The organism is Paenibacillus sp. FSL R7-0340, from assembly GCF_038002205.1.
GTDB lineage: Bacteria > Bacillota > Bacilli > Paenibacillales > Paenibacillaceae > Paenibacillus > Paenibacillus polymyxa_B.
Genome location: NZ_JBBOBY010000001.1, coordinates 2,834,120 through 2,850,805 on the forward strand (window position 1 = coordinate 2,834,120; position 16,686 = coordinate 2,850,805).

19 protein-coding genes are annotated in these 16,686 nt (G+C 39.8%); 14 read left to right on the top strand and 5 right to left on the bottom strand.

Annotated features, from left to right (window positions below; all coding sequences use genetic code 11):
- Positions 1 to 166: 166 nt before the first annotated feature.
- The gene (locus tag MKX59_RS12645; RefSeq protein WP_071641211.1) at positions 167 to 493 is read right to left on the bottom strand and encodes a hypothetical protein; all 327 of its coding nucleotides are present in this window, start codon (positions 491 to 493) and stop codon (positions 167 to 169) included.
- Between the two features lie 136 nt (positions 494 to 629).
- On the opposite strand from MKX59_RS12645, the gene MKX59_RS12650 reads away from it, so the two are divergent.
- The 3 genes from MKX59_RS12650 to MKX59_RS12660 all read left to right on the top strand — a co-directional run bounded on the left by MKX59_RS12650 (position 630) and on the right by MKX59_RS12660 (position 2,746).
- Positions 630 to 1,268 carry a hypothetical protein gene (locus MKX59_RS12650; protein ID WP_076295343.1) on the top strand — a complete coding sequence of 213 codons (639 nt, stop codon included), beginning with the start codon at positions 630 to 632 and terminating at the stop codon, positions 1,266 to 1,268.
- Positions 1,269 to 1,605: 337 nt separating this feature from the next.
- Positions 1,606 to 2,199: a chloramphenicol phosphotransferase CPT family protein gene (locus MKX59_RS12655; RefSeq protein WP_340858457.1), complete on the top strand. Its 594-nt coding sequence runs from the start codon at positions 1,606 to 1,608 to the stop codon at positions 2,197 to 2,199.
- Between the two features lie 289 nt (positions 2,200 to 2,488).
- Positions 2,489 to 2,746 carry a hypothetical protein gene (locus tag MKX59_RS12660; protein WP_076296015.1) on the top strand — a complete coding sequence of 86 codons (258 nt, stop codon included), beginning with the start codon at positions 2,489 to 2,491 and terminating at the stop codon, positions 2,744 to 2,746.
- Between the two features lie 70 nt (positions 2,747 to 2,816).
- Here MKX59_RS12660 and MKX59_RS12665 read toward each other — a convergent pair whose 3' ends face one another.
- Together MKX59_RS12665 and MKX59_RS12670 are read right to left on the bottom strand one after the other, a co-directional pair.
- Complete coding sequence (locus MKX59_RS12665; RefSeq protein WP_076296014.1) at positions 2,817 to 3,224, bottom strand: type II toxin-antitoxin system HicB family antitoxin; 408 nt, start codon at positions 3,222 to 3,224, stop codon at positions 2,817 to 2,819.
- Between the two features lie 111 nt (positions 3,225 to 3,335).
- Positions 3,336 to 3,554, bottom strand: a complete 219-nt coding sequence (locus MKX59_RS12670) for a type II toxin-antitoxin system HicA family toxin (protein ID WP_076296013.1) — start codon at positions 3,552 to 3,554, stop codon at positions 3,336 to 3,338.
- A gap of 176 nt (positions 3,555 to 3,730) precedes the next feature.
- On the opposite strand from MKX59_RS12670, the gene MKX59_RS12675 reads away from it, so the two are divergent.
- From MKX59_RS12675 to MKX59_RS12705, 7 genes are all read left to right on the top strand, one after another.
- A complete protein-coding gene (locus MKX59_RS12675; protein WP_076296012.1) occupies positions 3,731 to 3,946 on the top strand; it encodes a hypothetical protein in 216 nt (71 codons plus the stop codon).
- Positions 3,947 to 4,031: 85 nt separating this feature from the next.
- On the top strand, positions 4,032 to 5,321 hold the full coding sequence (locus MKX59_RS12680) for a terminase small subunit (protein ID WP_076296011.1): 1,290 nt from the start codon (positions 4,032 to 4,034) through the stop codon (positions 5,319 to 5,321).
- On the top strand, positions 5,257 to 6,714 hold the full coding sequence (locus MKX59_RS12685) for a DEAD/DEAH box helicase family protein (protein WP_076296010.1): 1,458 nt from the start codon (positions 5,257 to 5,259) through the stop codon (positions 6,712 to 6,714). Before MKX59_RS12680 ends, MKX59_RS12685 begins: the two co-directional genes overlap by 65 nt.
- Before the next feature lie 477 nt (positions 6,715 to 7,191).
- Entirely contained in the window at positions 7,192 to 8,127 is a 936-nt protein-coding gene (locus MKX59_RS12690) for a DUF5677 domain-containing protein (RefSeq protein ID WP_076296009.1), read from the top strand.
- Positions 8,128 to 8,400: 273 nt separating this feature from the next.
- On the top strand, positions 8,401 to 8,907 hold the full coding sequence (locus tag MKX59_RS12695; protein ID WP_076296008.1) for a hypothetical protein: 507 nt from the start codon (positions 8,401 to 8,403) through the stop codon (positions 8,905 to 8,907).
- A gap of 340 nt (positions 8,908 to 9,247) precedes the next feature.
- Positions 9,248 to 9,397 carry a hypothetical protein gene (locus MKX59_RS12700; RefSeq protein WP_179086229.1) on the top strand — a complete coding sequence of 50 codons (150 nt, stop codon included), beginning with the start codon at positions 9,248 to 9,250 and terminating at the stop codon, positions 9,395 to 9,397.
- 200 nt (positions 9,398 to 9,597) lie between these two features.
- Positions 9,598 to 10,911, top strand: coding sequence for a site-specific DNA-methyltransferase (locus MKX59_RS12705; RefSeq protein ID WP_076296007.1), 1,314 nt, complete (start codon positions 9,598 to 9,600; stop codon positions 10,909 to 10,911).
- On the opposite strand, the gene MKX59_RS12710 is transcribed toward MKX59_RS12705, so the two are convergent.
- Together MKX59_RS12710 and MKX59_RS12715 are read right to left on the bottom strand one after the other, a co-directional pair.
- Positions 10,896 to 11,453, bottom strand: coding sequence for a MepB family protein (locus MKX59_RS12710; RefSeq protein ID WP_076296006.1), 558 nt, complete (start codon positions 11,451 to 11,453; stop codon positions 10,896 to 10,898). The two genes, MKX59_RS12705 and MKX59_RS12710, sit on opposite strands and share 16 nt — an antisense overlap.
- A 252-nt stretch (positions 11,454 to 11,705) precedes the next feature.
- Positions 11,706 to 12,290 (bottom strand): hypothetical protein, encoded by a 585-nt coding sequence (locus MKX59_RS12715; RefSeq protein WP_076296004.1) that lies wholly within the window; start codon positions 12,288 to 12,290, stop codon positions 11,706 to 11,708.
- Positions 12,291 to 12,535: 245 nt separating this feature from the next.
- Between MKX59_RS12715 and MKX59_RS12720 the strand changes: the two genes are divergently transcribed.
- From MKX59_RS12720 to MKX59_RS12735, 4 genes are all read left to right on the top strand, one after another.
- Positions 12,536 to 13,267 carry a hypothetical protein gene (locus tag MKX59_RS12720; RefSeq protein WP_179086228.1) on the top strand — a complete coding sequence of 244 codons (732 nt, stop codon included), beginning with the start codon at positions 12,536 to 12,538 and terminating at the stop codon, positions 13,265 to 13,267.
- A gap of 259 nt (positions 13,268 to 13,526) precedes the next feature.
- Positions 13,527 to 14,987, top strand: coding sequence for a hypothetical protein (locus MKX59_RS12725; RefSeq protein WP_256704536.1), 1,461 nt, complete (start codon positions 13,527 to 13,529; stop codon positions 14,985 to 14,987).
- Between the two features lie 5 nt (positions 14,988 to 14,992).
- Entirely contained in the window at positions 14,993 to 16,297 is a 1,305-nt protein-coding gene (locus MKX59_RS12730; RefSeq protein WP_076296001.1) for a hypothetical protein, read from the top strand.
- A gap of 1 nt (position 16,298) precedes the next feature.
- Positions 16,299 to 16,679 (top strand): head decoration protein, encoded by a 381-nt coding sequence (locus tag MKX59_RS12735; protein WP_076296000.1) that lies wholly within the window; start codon positions 16,299 to 16,301, stop codon positions 16,677 to 16,679.
- The last annotated feature ends 7 nt before the right edge of the window (positions 16,680 to 16,686 follow it).

Sequence of the window (16,686 nt, forward strand, 5' to 3'; positions counted from 1 at the left end):
ATATTATGCGCATTACTGTTATATGTGGGGATTGTCAGTATAGATAGGTATATCCTAATAGAGACGGTGCCGCCAAGCGAGGTGAGTATAAAATATGGCAGATAATAACGATGAAAAAAGTAAGCACTTATGAAAAAAAGTGCTTACTTTAGAGTTGTTTTTATTATTAAGGGAGTATTTTGTAAACGAAGCCTTGATATAATGGGCATACTCTATGGTTGCCTTTTTGTTGCCATTTATACAAATAAAGATCTCCTGCAAAGCCTCCTTCTATGTAAAATTTTGAAGTTGGAACTGTCGATTTCTTATCCTCATTAACCGTTGCACCTCTGATACCAGTGACCCATTTGCTGTTCTTTTGAGACGGAGTATATGATGTCTCAGAAGAAATATTTGCTGAAGTTTGGGGTTGTTCTGCAAAACCTAAAGACGGTACAGACAATGCCCCAAGAAGAACTGTGCCAGCAGCCAAAGCGATAATAGATTTTTTCAACAGTAAAGCCTCCTTAGTTTGTTTATCTCCGTGTGCAAACTATGGTGTAAGGTTATTATAGTGTTTCTATTTCCATTTAACTACCAGAAATAACGATTTCACCAAATTATCACATTATATAAAGGAATGATAAATGATGAATGATAATCAAATGTGTATAGTAAATAGTCTTGAAGATGAGTCTACTGATACACAGAGAATAGTCCAAGTAAACTTTTTTGACGATGTAGATGCAGTAGATATAAGAAAAACAAAGTGGCTGCTAAACAAATATACTGACTTAATTGATGTAATCAAAAACTATGAATATTCGCTTCAACAGTTGGAAAACGGTATGGCTGCATATGATTTGCTTTCGGCAGAGGGATCGGTTGCTAAACGAGTTTCGGGACAAGAGTTGACAGCAGATGTGACAGCCAACGCCGTTCTACTAAAAGACCAGCGTCATGTAAATTATAAATTTTATCAATTCCTCACGAATAACATTAAGTTTGCAATAAATAATATGCGTGATAAGCATGAGGGGTTGATAGCAAAGTTGTTATTTTTGGATGGTATGAAATATCTCAAAGCTCAACAATATTTAGAAAAGGGTTATCGTAAGGACATTCCACCTATCTCAGCAACTACATTTGCAGATAAACGGCGTAGGGTTATTGTTAATATAGCAAACAGCCTAAAAACAAACCGTACATTGGATTTTGTCACCATCGACTATGGTCGGGGACGAAACAAGGAAGGTGAAATTGGACTCAGGGTGCCAGAAGTAAATTAGACCGTAAGGGCTTAAGCCTTTGCGGTCTTAATTTTAGGTGTCTAAAGTTCTAGACTGAAAAACAAAGTATTTTCTTAGTGCTTAGGTTAAGATAAGTCCCCTGTTTAAGCACTACATGCTACCCGCGTACGTTCTTTAATAGGTGATTGGAAATGAAATATAATGAGGAGGACGTAGCCCAAGCGAAGGCGCGGGAGCGTTCTTTTTATTGAACTAACTGACAGGATAGTTCAATCGTTTCTCGAATATTTTCTGAGTTGGATAATTTAATGAACTTTGTGAATATAACGTTATCTGAAAGATACGAAATAATTATTTTTTTGAAGGGATGATTAAATTGAAGCAAGGGATGTTAGTTTTTCTAAATGGAACTTCAAGTTCGGGAAAGACCTCCATATCGACTGAACTCATAAATCAGAAAGAGATCCTTTTTTATCATTTATCAATTGATGATTTTTTTAATAATTACTATGATTTTATTAATAATAAATTTCCAGATGATCCTCCAAAAGAAATAGATCATCAAGTTGTCTCACAAATACTTGATGATTCCATATTCTCAGTGTACCAATCGACAATTAAATTGTTGTTAGAATTGGGTTTTAATGTAATAGCAGATACCATAATCGACAATGACAAGAGGTTTAATGAGTTTCTTGATCAATTTTTCGATCAGCCTACGTTATTTATAGGTGTAATATGCTCGAAAGAAGAACTCATAAGAAGAGAGCAAACAAGAGGAGATAGAAATATTGGACTAGCAGCTTCACAGTTCAGCAAAGTATATTGCATTGATGAATATGACCTCGAAGTAAATACTGAAGAGATGAATCCAATAGAATGTGCCGAAAAGATATTAAGTTTTATTAAGTCCAATAAGGAATACTCGGTATTTAAGAAATTAAGTAAAAGAAATGTTAGTGTTTCCTAGATGGCGTATCCATCAGATAACACCATATTCAAACACATTGGGGCTATCGCCCTCGGTCTGCCCGAGGGATTTCGGAATTAAGCTAACGAGGAACGTTAGTTCAATGGAACAGCGACAGTCGAGGACTTTTTTTCGTCCTTGGTTGTCGCTGTTTCAATTTCTAGGCTCAGTCTACTACTTTATTTTCTGCTGATAGTAGGAACTAGTAAATCCGTAGTAGGTGCGCATTAGAAAGGATTTACACTTTACTCAGGAACAAATCAAACCCACTTTAGGAGGAATATGAATTATGTCTACACAACCACGTTTTGCATTTCTCAGCTCTGACGGTATTCTACACTTGCACGATGAAGAACATGCAGCCCAGCACGGTAAGCACGTACAAACATCCTTGACGGACGACGAAAGTGGCTTTCCTGTCGTAGAGGGCCAGGGTGTTGTCTATTATGCCCGTGAGGATAAAGCTTTCGTCAAAGGAAATAAAAATGATGGTCAGCTCATCGCAACGCCGCCAGTGCTCAAACAGCTCGCAGCAGAACTACTGTAATACCTTACCCGACTTATGTAAAAAAAGGCGCCCGCTATGGACGCCTCATTCATTTTATTTCACTCTTTAATTATTTTTGTTTTATGCCGAGTGCATCTTTAATGGAGCTTTGAAGTAGCTGAGAAAAATTCAGCCCAGCATCCCGTCCGGCATTCCGTAAATATTGTGGTACAGTGCAATTTACTGTGACAGATTTATTTGCTTCGGACTCCCTATAAGGTGGCAAGAATACTTCGATGTACACAATCCGGTCACTGGCATCGTTTAATTCAATGCTGGTCGGATCAGATGGACTAGGAATGTCCATTTTTGTGTCTTCTAATTCCAATATACGATCAACCAGCATGTTCTTAGCATCAACAACAGCCGTTTGTATATCAGGTGCAAGAACGGCCGTACCGGGAATATCCGGGAAATACAGTCCTAAACCATCAACTGCTTTTTCAACAACAGCAGGGTAAATATAGGTGTTTTTCAATTTATCTCGCTCCTTTAATTTAATTATTTTTGTTTATTCGTCGTGTTATATATATAGAAGACGACGAATAGTCCGTACAGTGAGGTAAGCGTTTGGAGAGAAGCCCAGGGGTTAAAACTTAACCCCTGTTGTCTTCTCGATGCTCTTGATTGTTCCAATCGGTATGGTGGCTCCGTCATTATGGAAACTGATATCCGCGTAACGTGTTGGATCATCTTTATGTTTCCATCTTTTGTGACTAGTGCTGTTGCCAGTGTGAGAAGGAGAAGGTCCAAACCCTTCTCTTCTCAACCGTTTGGTCAACTCTCTGACTGTTATTTGTTTCGGCATCGCTTACCTCCTTTCTATATTATGAATTATAACACGTATTATTATGCGCGTAAATGAGAAAATGCGCATTATTATGCGTATTATAATTGCCAATAGGAGGCCTTTTGAATGAATTAGTTAGATGAACATTAATAGGTTGACACTCTCCTGACGAAATAAAGAACAGGAGGGAAAAAATGATGACTTGGACAGGAATATGGGATGGGGCAGGCCCGTTCATTATTGGAGCGATTACAGCGGTAGTGATTTATATTCTAGGTGAGATTTTGTGTACATTCATACCAAGGGGTCTAACAAGAGAAATATATAGGATTTTTTTAATAGTTGCGGTAGTGGTCGGTACAGTAGCTTCGATTTATATTAGCAGTCGAATATGGTGGGGTATCAGTTAAGTCGCCAATAGGCGGCTTTTTTTATTTGTCCAGGAAACTTTTCCTTAGCTTCAGATACATTATCAAAAGGGGTGAATAACAAGGCATGGGACGAAAGAGAGATCCAAAACGGGACGAAGCATTTGATTTATACAAAGCCGGTTCCGGCAACATACGTCTCACAGATATAGCCTCTCAACTTAGTGTATCTGAAGGTACGGTAAGAGGATGGAAGGCTAAAGATAAGTGGGAGGACATGCTTGCTGACGAAACGGAACATACGGAACGTTCTAATAAAAATGCAACGGATCGAAATAACGAAACTTCAAATGAAGATGAAGACCCAACAGAATATCCTGATGAGCTTTTTCTAAAAGCCGTCCAAATTGTAGCCGAGGCCAAACAAGCCTCGGTTTCTTTATTGCAGAGAAGGATGAGGATAGGTTATAGCAGAGCAGCTCGACTGATTGATGAAATGGAACGGCGCAAACTCGTCGGTACATATAAGGGTGATAAGCCAAGAGAGGTATATGCTACCCTGCTTACAGTTGATACGCTCTCTAAAGAGCTAAAGGTTTCTACTCGAGAAATACGGAACGTTCCGAAAAAAAAACAGAAACGCTCTGATAATATGGAACGTTCCAAAAAGGTGCAGAACGTTCCTGTAATTGTTGAAGAACCTGAACCGGAAGTTCCCGATGAAGATGGATTAACGCCTAAGCAAAGGATATTCACTTATGAATACCTTCGAGACTTCAACGCCACGAGGTCAGCCATTGCGGCGGGATACAGTAAGAAAACCGCCTATCAGATCGGTTTCGCTCTGTTGAAGAAAGTTGAAATTCAAAACATTATTCGGCAGCATAAGGAATCTATGATCGACGAGGTAGGATTGAATGCTCAGCGCGTACTGATGGAGTATATGAAGATAGCTTTTGCAGACATTACAGATTACGTGGAATTTGGTCAAAAGGAAGAAGACGTTCTTGGATTAGAAGGAGAACCGATCTTTGATTCGGAGACTGGAGAAACAAAGAAGTACAGATATAATTATGTCTCTTTTAAAAACAGCGATGAAATTGATGGAACTCTGGTTTCAGAAGTCAAGCAGGGTAAGGACGGAGTGAGTGTAAAGCTACACGACAAAACCAAGGCATTGGACGTGCTGACTAAATATATGGATTTGTTGCCGGATAATCATAAACGTATGATTGAAAACGAAAAACTCAAGATGCAGCGTGAGAAACTTGAGCTTGAAAGGGCAAAGGTCACGGGTGAAGGCAATACAGAAGACGATTTAATTGACGATTGGGTAGAGGCGGTGGTAGGTAATGAAGACGAAGGACTCACCGGAGACAAAACGGAGGCTTCAAGCATTCAAGAAACGGATTCCTGAGTATCGCAAGAATCCCACATTGTTCTGCCAAGAGATGCTTAAGTTCTATCCTGATGATTGGCAGGCAAGCACTCTAATGGATTTAGCTAATAATCCTCGTGTTTCAGTTCGTTCAGGTCAGGGTGTAGGGAAAACCGGACTGGAAGCTGCAACAGCCCTTTGGTTTCTGTCCTGCTTCCCTTATCCAAAAGTGATTTGTACAGCTCCTACAAGACAGCAGCTACATGACGTGTTATGGGCTGAGATTAATAAATGGCAATCTAAAAGTCCGGTGCTGAAACGAATCCTTAAGTGGACTAAGACCAAAATATACATGAAGAATTATGAGGAACGCTGGTTCGCTACAGCTCGGACAGCAACCAAACCTGAGAACATGCAGGGCTTCCATGAGGACTACATGCTATTTATTGTGGATGAGGCATCGGGTGTTGCTGATCCAATCATGGAGGCTATATTGGGTACGTTGTCTGGTGAGTTCAATAAAATATTGATGTGCGGCAACCCGACAAAAACGTCGGGTGTTTTTTATGATTCGCACAATAAGGATAGAGCAGACTACAAAACACGTAAGGTATCCTGTCTAGACAGCCCAAGAACAAGCAAGGATAATATCGCTATGCTCAAGCGTAAGTATGGTGAAGGCAGTGATGTATGGAGAGTCCGGGTTGAAGGTGAGTTTCCTCGTGGAGAGGCGGATACATTTATCGCGCTAGAAGTTGCCGAATTCGCTGCTAAAGAAGTGAATCTTGAACCCACCGGAGACATGCTAACTATAGGAGTGGACGTTGCGCGGTTTGGTGATGATGAAACTTCAATGTTTGCTGGTATAGGGCCAAGAGTTGTAGGGGAACACCATCATTTCAAGAAAGACACAATGGTTACTGCTGGCTGGGTGATCAGCCTGGCTAAAGAACTACATTTAGCTCATCAAGATTTGAACCGAATCAGAATAAGAGTAGATGATAGCGGTGTAGGTGGAGGTGTAACGGATCGACTAAATGAAATCGTAGCTGAAGAGGGGCTACCATATGAAATCATTCCAATTAACAATGGTTCTTCATCTTTAGATGAGCACTATGGGAACCTAGTTACTGAAATGTGGGCATCTATTAAGGATCAATTGGAACAGAATATGAGTAATTTCATAAATGGAGATGCGAGCGTTCTGCAATTGCCTGATGATGATGTTCTTATAACCCAACTTACAGCACGTAAATGGAACATGACCAGCAAGGGTAAAATGCTACTTGAAAGTAAGAAGGATATGAAAAAGCGTGGACTCAAGTCACCAGACCGAGCTGACGCTTTTGTGTTGGCGTTTGGAGAATATTTAATGGCACCAGACACACATATTATGCTTCCTTCAATAGGTAGTGTGGCAGTAAAAAGATAAAAAGATGTTAAGTGACACACCTCGTAATGGAAGAATATCAGGATGTAGCTGGGCAGTATCGGCAAATCGTATTTTTCTAGCGTGAGGTAAGCGTAACGCAGGGATACAGTCCAAGCGAGTATGGATCTAATATTGAAATTAATAAACAAACTGAACAAATTGAATCTTGAATGTGATTCAGAAGCCAGGTAACGTAAGATGGATGCAGGCCTGACTGAATAGCCAGCAGAGGGAAATTATCCAACGTATCTACCTGAGGAATTTGATTATATCAGCAACGGGAGAGGACCTTAGTGACAGCACTTTCCATAGGGTCAACTAAGAAACGATTTTTACTAGCAACGCTGCTGGGTTTACTTGCATAGAGCGAATCTGGATTTCTTACAAAACGTGGTAACCAAAGAGCCAGTTTTACGTAGTCTTAATTATATTATTTATACTATAATGTATAGAAAATAATTATTTTGGAGGAAATATATGCTTGATGAAAATAAAGAATTCAACATGAAATGGACGTCTGCTCTGAAGGGAATTAAAAATATGCACTCACTGAGTGAGGTCGATAAAGCAACATTGAGGAACTTATCCTCGATTTTATACACATATGAATTAATAGTAGAAGAAATGAATACAAAAACTAGAAGGTTACAGCAAATCGCCTCAAACGAAGCATCTAACAAAGTTGAGGCATTAGAATATATAAGTCAATATTGCTTATCCCATCAATATGAATTAGGAATGAGTATTTTTTATTTAGCACAACAAGGATACGGAAACTCTATCTCAATTTTAAATAGGTCTATTCTAGAGAATTTGATTAATTTGTCTTATCTTTGGTTGTCTGAGAAAATAAATAATTCAGTCTTAGAAAGAAACGCTTGGATAGAATATTACAAAGCAAAATTTAATTCTTTGCATAAAGGTTTGACACGTTTTAAAAAACACAGGGAAAAACGTAGAGAGACTGTTCATACTCCATCGGTAGATCCAAGCAAAATCAAAGACCTTCAAGAAAGGGAGCAGAACTTTCGTGAAAAGTATCCAGACTTTAAGAACGGTAAACATATATTCTGGTGTAAGCATCCCTATTTAAGCGACAGAGCACGAAAAGTAGACGATACTAAGGTATTTAAGAACTTTCTGGAGAAATTTTATCTTGAAGAGCTTTATAGAACAGTTTATGCTATGGCAAGCGATATAACACATGGTTCTAGTAGTATAATTGATGCTTATTTGTCTCAAAATAATAAAAAAGAAGTCATGTTTGGCGGCGATTACACTACTATGACCAATTGTTTGCAACGAAGTGTAGTGTCTCTACTTGCTTCAATTATAGTGTTGGGCGAAATTTATGACATATCACACGAGAAGCTCGTCTCACAACTACATCATCTGGGTTATAATGTTAGTTAAAGCGTACATATTTCGCCAGAAGATATCTATTTTTTACTATTTAATGATCCTCTATGGTAAAATTTGCAATGGTAAATTATTTGTATCATGGAAAATCACATGGAATGAACAGCAGCTTTTAGCCTCGGTGATCAGGTCAGCCAATGTGCTGACCTTTTTGATTTCTCTATAACCATATTCGAAGAAAAAACATGACTACTACAAAGTGTCTTAAAGGAGTATAACATCTGTTATCGAATATCTTAAAAAAGATTAAAGAAAGTAGGTTGTAATGTGTCTAGTTTAATCGGCGTGATCGTGGGGGTCATATTAAATCAAATTTCTGTTTTGATCTTCAGCAGAAGGGCGGAACGTGAACGAATACTGATGGCAAATATGAGCTCCAGACTATCTGCATACAGTAACATTTATAGTGCACTACTTGATTATCAATTATATTATAGTCAGTTTGTTGATTATGGTAACGAATTTATTGTTCATGAAGATCCGAAAGACTTTGCCCCTTTAAGCAGTTTGGAAGAATTGACGAGGGCTTATAATAAAAATGAAATTTGGATACACGAATCTTCTAAAGCTAAAATTTCAGAAGTGTTACAGCTTTCAAGTTATTGTGTGAATTTAGCTATTTGGATAAAGGATCCTAACAATATTGACATGATTAATGAGGTAGAGAAAAAGGCTAATAGTATGTTGAAGTTAATTGAAGATGCTAAAAAGCATATTATAAAAGTTAATGGATTAGAAAAACTGGACCAGCATAGCCAAAAGTTGCTCAAATAATAAAAATAAATGATATCGAGCGTTAATTAATCTGTTTTGTTTAAATGAGCGCCTGTGTTACTTTGGTGCTTAAAATACATAGGCAGATACAAGTCACTCATTTGAGTGGCTTTTTTTATTGCCTTTTGAAAGGATTTTAGTCTTGAAGAAGCAGCAGAAGAAAGGGATTTTGCTCCCGTTGAAAGGCCCACCAAAACAGCCGAAAAAATGCAAAGGTTGTGTATGGGGCAGGTGGGATGGTGTTAGACAGTTTTGTTCCCGTACCGCATGTGTGAAAAAGGATAAGCTTTCCTGAATGTCGAATCTTGGAATTAGGCAAAATTTTAAGGAGGTATACTATTTGAATGAATTACTATTATTCTTGGTTATGATAACAGCTTTGGTTCTAATGTTTAAATTTTTCTTTGGACCTTTCAACAGAAAAAATTTAATTTCAGCTTTAGGAATTTTAGCCCTTATAGGCATATGGGTTACGTTTTTCCATGATTAAGAGGCATCCTTCGGGGTGCTTTTTCTTTTGTCCTCATATGACAATATGCAAGCTGTTTTGAGCCTCCTTCCTGTTACACGGACAAATGCCGGAAGAAGTACAGCAGAGAGCAGAGAGAAGGCATACACACGCTCTGACAGCCTATTAGCTGCTCACCCGAATAACGGAAACCAACTCAACTCAAATAGGGGGTATGAATCGTGGAAATCAGAGTCCTACCAATCGAACAAATCAACGCAGCAGCATATAACCCACGGGTTGATCTGCAACCAGGTGATCCAGAATACGAGAAGCTAAAAGCCAGCATCGAATCATTTGGTTATGTGGAGCTAATCGTCTGGAACGAACGCACCGGGAACATGGTTGGAGGCCATCAACGCTATAAGATCATGGTTAACGAGCTGGGTCATACGGAGCTGACTGTAAGTGTTGTCGACCTGGACGACCAGCAGGAAAAGCTTCTCAACCTAGCGCTTAACAAAGTTTCCGGTCGATGGGATGATGAAGCCCTTTATCGATTGCTTGATGATCTGCAGGTGAGTGGAGCTAATCTGGCCCTGTCCGGCTTCGATTTGGAAGAGTTCGAGGATCTGGCCGCAGAATTTGCTGTGCCACATGATGAAGCTTTGGACCTTCCGGTTACCGATGATGACTTTGACGTCCAGCGTGCTCTAGATGAAATCAAGGAGCCGGAGACCAGGCGCGGGGATGTGTGGCAGCTCGGTCGGCACCGCTTGGTGTGTGGAGATGCAACTAATCCTGATGATGTAGCGCTTTTGATGGACGGAGCCAAAGCAGCGCTGGTGGTCACTGATCCACCTTATAATGTGGCCGTTGAGAGCGATTCAGTACGTCTGGCTACCGATGGCCGCAGCTCTATCATGAACGATAACATGCCCGCCGAGGACTTCGCGGGCTTTTTGTATGCCGTTTTTGCCAACTATACAGTGGTAATGCAGCCTACGGCGGCGATCTATGTATTCCATCCTTCATCATATCAACGTGAGTTTGAGGATGCTATGAACGCTGCTGGTATTGTGAGCCGGACCCAATGTATTTGGGTGAAAAATGCTGCATCCTTCGGCTGGGCGCAGTACCGTTTTAAACATGAACCAGTCTTTTATGCCCACCTGAAGGGGAAAGCTCCTGCTTGGTACGGTGATCGGACACAGACAACGGTGTGGAAGGCTGGTCTGCCTGTGGAGGAACCATTGCCCGAGACAGTATGGGAGGTTTCGAGGGGCGATGTGAACAAGTATGTCCATCCTACTCAGAAGCCCCTTGACCTGCTGGCTATTCCAATTAAGAATAGCAGCCAGCGTGGTGACGAGACTGTCGATTTCTTTGGCGGCAGCGGCTCTACCCTTATGACCTGTGATCAGCTCGACCGCTGTTGCAGGACCATGGAACTGGACCCAGTATTTTGTGATGTGATTAAAATGCGATATCAGCAGGCGACCGGTATGGAGCCGGTACGGCTTTCTAGTGTTGCAACATATTATTCTAAATCGTAAAGTACGTTTGCACGAGAAATGTCTATTGGTTCGATTACAGGCATGTTAAGAAAATACTTTAACTGCCATGTCTGAGTTTTTTGAGCCTGAAGGCTTGTAGGCGTGTCCCATGGTGGATAAATACGTATTGCTCTTTTACCACTTTCACCTTTGTTAGATAATATTTTATGTTTAATCAGAATAGATTTTGGGAATACAAATTGCCCCAAGTTACTGTCTTTACGTGTACTAATAACCAAGAAGTCGATTGGATCTGATACGTCATAGGGTTGGATTGGTCCATCCCCAATCCTCTTATATACAGTCACAAATTGCCCGACCTTTTTTGGAGTTGTCTTTGCAATACGGAATCGTATAGAGTGAGCATTTAAATTAAAGAAGTAGGCCCCATAGTCAGCGTTTTGTTTTTCTGGAATTGGTCCAGTACATTTAAAATTACATGGATTATAAACTAGAACTTTAGCGGCAAGCAGGTCGGTATGAATCTTATCAGATGCTGTCCAAGAATTTTGGCCACCAGGAGGTATTTCTTTGTTAACCATTGTTATTTATTCTCCCCCCATATATAAAACCGTTGTTTAACGTAGCATTCACTATATTAATGTTACCGCAGATGGTTCACAAGTTTGGTTTGTAATCTGCCTAGTATAAGTTTAAATAAAAAGGAGGACGCGCTAACGTCCTCCCCATCATCCAGGGTATCCCCGGCCGGATCAAAGATTTTCAGGATGGCCAATTTGAGATTAAAACGGTCGATGATCTCCGTAAGCTGTTGGACATTGATTGCAAAAGGATCATTTTTGAGCGGATTCTTTTTCGATTGCATAAATAACTGTCAAGTGCCGCTTATGAAGTGTTTTCTTAATACCTTCAGTAACTATATGGCTTATTGCGACTGCGCAAAAAACTACAGCAATAAAAAGAATAACTTCATAAATGTGGTATCCTTCTGCAAATCGTTTAAAAATATTATCAATGTGATCAATCCAGGCTTCGCGATTGTTTTTTTGTAGCTCTGCTTTATTACTATTTAAGTATGTTAACAGTGAAGAAGATGTACTTACCGAGTAACCTATAATAGCTATAGCAATAGTGAATATTAACTTACTAAATACATCTATTAGTTGCTGGAATATGCTATGAGTTGGGTCCCAAGATTCTAAACTTATTTTAATGATATTAAATTTGTATTTGGGTAACTCTTTATAAGATTTATAAAGTCTATCTTCCAATGCATAGCCATTTAATAAATCTTTTTTCTTGTACTTAAGTAAGTGTGATTCTAATTTTCTAACAACGAAAAAAAGAGATACCCATTCATAAATACTCATAAAAGTACCAATAGTAATAAATAAAATATTAATAGCGTCAAAAATCATAACAAATCTCCTTTTTTTAGTCTCTTATAATATTTGTCGGCATATTTTTTTGAATTTATAGGGCAAGGCTGATGATTGCAGCCTTGAACGGGACAAGGAAAACAGATGTAGTGGGAGAATAGCTAAATAAGCAATAACATTTTTAGAGTCTACTTAGTAATCAACAAGTGATGATTCCTAGTATTGGAGGTGTTAATATAAAAAAGATGATGGCTATAAAAAGTTACGAATGGAGAAGTGAATTTATGTTGTCTGAAAAAATCTTTGATAGCTTTAAGAAAATAGGACTACTTGATGATTTGAATAGAAGTATTGAACACTTACTAAAACATGATGACCATTTTATAAGTAAAACAATCTTACCTAAAGAAAAACCTGTTAGTATGATTGGGATAAGGGGGATGCATTTATTGCAAAGCTCCCTTTACAGATCTAAGGTACTAACTAAAGGTTTTATTTCTTCGTTAAATGACAATAATCCGTTATCCTCTAATTTGAATGTACGCGCTCATCTTGAGACTACGGGATTAGTTGGTTATATGTACAAAAAACTAAATAGCTACTACAAAGGGAACATTGACTTAGATAATCTTAATAATTCTCTTTATAAATTAAATTTGGGTGTAAAAACACCAGGTCGCATCGGTGATGCCCCAGATCCAATTAATGTAATGACGATGATCGATGAATCTAACGCGATGTTTCGTAAGTTATCTGGAAACAAGGAAATCGATTTTAGGATGGTATATGATGAATTATCAGAATTTTGCCACCCTAACAGTTTTGGTTTGATAGGATCGCATGATATCATTGAAGGCAATGTGGTTGTATACAAATCGGGTAATGAGTTCGATGTAATGAATTTTGTTCAACCCCACCGCGCTTTACTTATCTCTTCCAATCTCTTCGAATTATTTTATACAAATTCATTTGATCTCCTTCAGCAAAATGAACAATTACCTACTCTAGAAAAATAGTTAAGATAAGTATTTGCTCAATAACAGTAGTAACACCGAATAAAACCAATGAGATATTTAGACATAGAAGTATGAATGAATATAGAAGGTCAGGAAACTTTTCCTGCCTTCTTTTTTGTTGCAGGATTCAAGAAGAAATTCCAAAGTTGAACGTTCTGGTGAGTGTTACTGCTTTTTCAGTTGAAAATCAGTAGTAAATCCGAATAAAACCAATGTTATTCTGTATTCATAGAAGTTCGCAATGAAAGGTGGTGAAATTTTGAAATGGTATCATAAAGCCGTATATTCTTTGGCGAATTCCGTTCTTCCGACAGCGGTAAAGCGGCAGATGATGGGTATAGGCAGAGCAACAGTACCTAATAATGCTAATCCGTGGGGCATATTTAACTGGCTACCAAAAAAACATCAGCAGGCTCATAATATTGACCTTACAAAGTTGCAGAGCTATACAGCAGAGGAATTGCTGGAACTGCTTATATCCGTTCATCCAGACGTATCCTATGCTCTGTACACATACTTACGTATGGGGGATACCGAATTAACATTTACAGCTAAGAAACCAAATGGGAATGCAGATAAGAGCGGACAACAGGTACTGGATGAACTCAAAGCTATGCTTAATACACCGCTACCTTCGCCGGGATACCAGCATGGAAGGTCATTAGGTAAACTAGACACGATCCAGCGGATGATGATCATGGTTCGCGGTGCTTGTGCCGGGGAGGTTGTGCTGAATGAACGATGTAATGATGTAGTTGATATTGTTCCGGTTGATCCGGCTTTAATTTGGTTCCGTAGGGAACCGGATACTAATCGACTTACACCGTGGCAGTATGTAAAGAACCCACGGAGGAGCGCGAATGAAGAATGGTTTGGAAATTACAAAAAGATTGACACACCAACATTCATCTATGAAGAATTTGATCCTATGGTTGATGATCCTTATGGACGAACGCCCATGCTTCCAGTGCTGCAAGTAGTTTTCTTCCACCTCCAAGTGCTGGCTGATCTAAAAGCAGTAGTGCACAACCAAGGATATCCACGGCTTGATATCTCCATGTTGGAAGAAATCATGCTGAAGAATATGCCGAACAACTTAAAGAGTAATCCAGATGGACAGCAAAAATGGCTTAAAGAGCGAATGGATGAGATGCTAAACCATTTCAACTCACTTAATCCAGATGATGCTCTTGTCCACTGGGATAGTGTAAAAGTCGAATATCTGAAGGGTGGAAATTCGGGTCCAATGATTGATATTAAGAAGCTAATTGATATCATTGATACTCAAATGGCCACTTCACTAAAAACGTTGCTTACCATTCTTTCTAGGCATCAAGGGTCAACTGAAACTTATAGTTCAATTGACACTCAAATATATATCAAAAATGTAGAGTCCGCGCGGAGCGTAACCAAACGTTTCTGGCAGCGGGCTTTTTCATTGTCCGCAAGAGTAAAGGGGATTCAAACAAAAGTTGAAGCTGACTATCTCCCCATTGATCTACGCTCTGAAAATGAGATTGAACGTGATCGTCATTCAAAGATCGGCAACTACATCACAGCGGAGAAGAATTTCTACATCACACCGTTGGAAGCTGCTGAGGAAATACGTTGGACTCTTGGTATTAATGCCAAAATTCCGGCCGAACTTATTCCTTTGCTTACACGTAAGCTTGAATCTAACTCAAATGAAGAAAATACTCCATCGGAGGGAGGTGAATAAACAATATGGCTAAACCTACACCCGAACAATTGGCGAAGATTAATCAAAAAACATTGGTCCCTTTAACGGATGAACAAACTCATGTGTTTCAAGCGAGAATCATTGGAACCAAGCGTATTGATAAGTACAAAATGAAGATTACCCCAAACTTCCTACGCAAAATGGCAGATCAGGTTAAAGAGGGAGTCGCCTTGCTGGTTGACCATCCGTGGCAGAAGTGGGAAGCCTTATCTTTCCCGTATGGCAGAACTTTTGACAGTCGAATTATCGAAGAGGGAGGGGAACTGGAACTCTACGGTGATCATTACATGGCAAAAGGGCTAGAAGCTAATGGGATCTCAACGGATCAACTGGCTACTGGCATTGATTCAGGAACTATCTTTGATACCTCGGCGGGATTTGTAACAACGAAGCATGTGTGTGGTATCTGCGGTGGTAATTATTACGGACCTTCGGCATGCTCGCATATACGTGGACAAATGTATGACGACAAAGAATGCCTTGTTCTAGCTGACGACGGATACATCATGGAAAACTCCATTGTATTTGATGGAGGGTACGAAGGCGCTGGAATTACACGCGAATCTCTCTCGATGAAACAACATGGTGAAATTGAGCAGCCGAAACAAACTGAATATGAACCACTACCTTTAGATGCGAAGTCGCTTGATGGCGATGGACGCGTCTTTTATTTTTTCAGCAACAAAGGCGGTATGTCTGCTTTTGTATCAAAACAGCATCAAACAAAAGAACAGGCCGACACACTGGCCCAAGGAGATGACACTGTGACAGACGAACAAAAAGCTGCGTTGGCAGCAGCACAAACCCAAGCAACTGCATTGGCAACAGCTAATAGTGTACTTGGACAAATTCGAGCTGCATTGAGTGTAGATAATGATTCCGATATTCTGAGCAAGCTTACATCATTGAGCGCTCAGGCTGCTGATGGGGCGACATACAAGATCAAAGTTACTGAACAAGCATGTGGAGCTGGTGTCCGTGCTCTTGGAGAAGCCTTTAATGTAGAAGCTATGAAAACGGCATTATCTCATTTGCCAGTATCTGAAATTGAAAAAATTGGAGCAACGTATGAAGCGCAGGCACAAGCTGCTTTGGGTGGCGGTGGTCGCCATACACAAGGTGATGATGTAAACCTACCCGAGGGAGCGCTGAATGGAGCAACGCCAGCTAACTCACAAAATGATGGTGGCGAGAAAACGCTAGAACAACTTAAAGCATTAGCTCGTGAAGAAGCTCGGGCGGCACTTAAGAATACAGGCAGAGGTAATCTGCTGAAGGAGGATAAATAATATGATGCAATCTCAGTATAATGGCGCTCCTGGTCCCGGTCAGGTTATTACTCAAGAGTTTACAGAGGTTCTTGCATCTACCGATCTTCAGGCAAAGCTTCCCGGAGGTATTTTACTGAAACAAGGACAAGGAATCCTGAAAAAAGGGACAGTTATCGGCAAAATAACAGCGGCTGGGGTGGATAAGGATAAAGCGGTGGCGTATAGCGCATCGGCAACCAATGGTTCCGAAGTAGCCTTGTGCATTTTGGATAACGACAATGATACAACAATCTCAGATATTGGCGCTTCGGTGTGGATTGCTGGCATTTTCTATGAATCTAAATTGATAGGCATTGATGCAGCGGCAAAGACAGCGCTGAAGCTTTGCTACTTTGTATAAGGGGGAT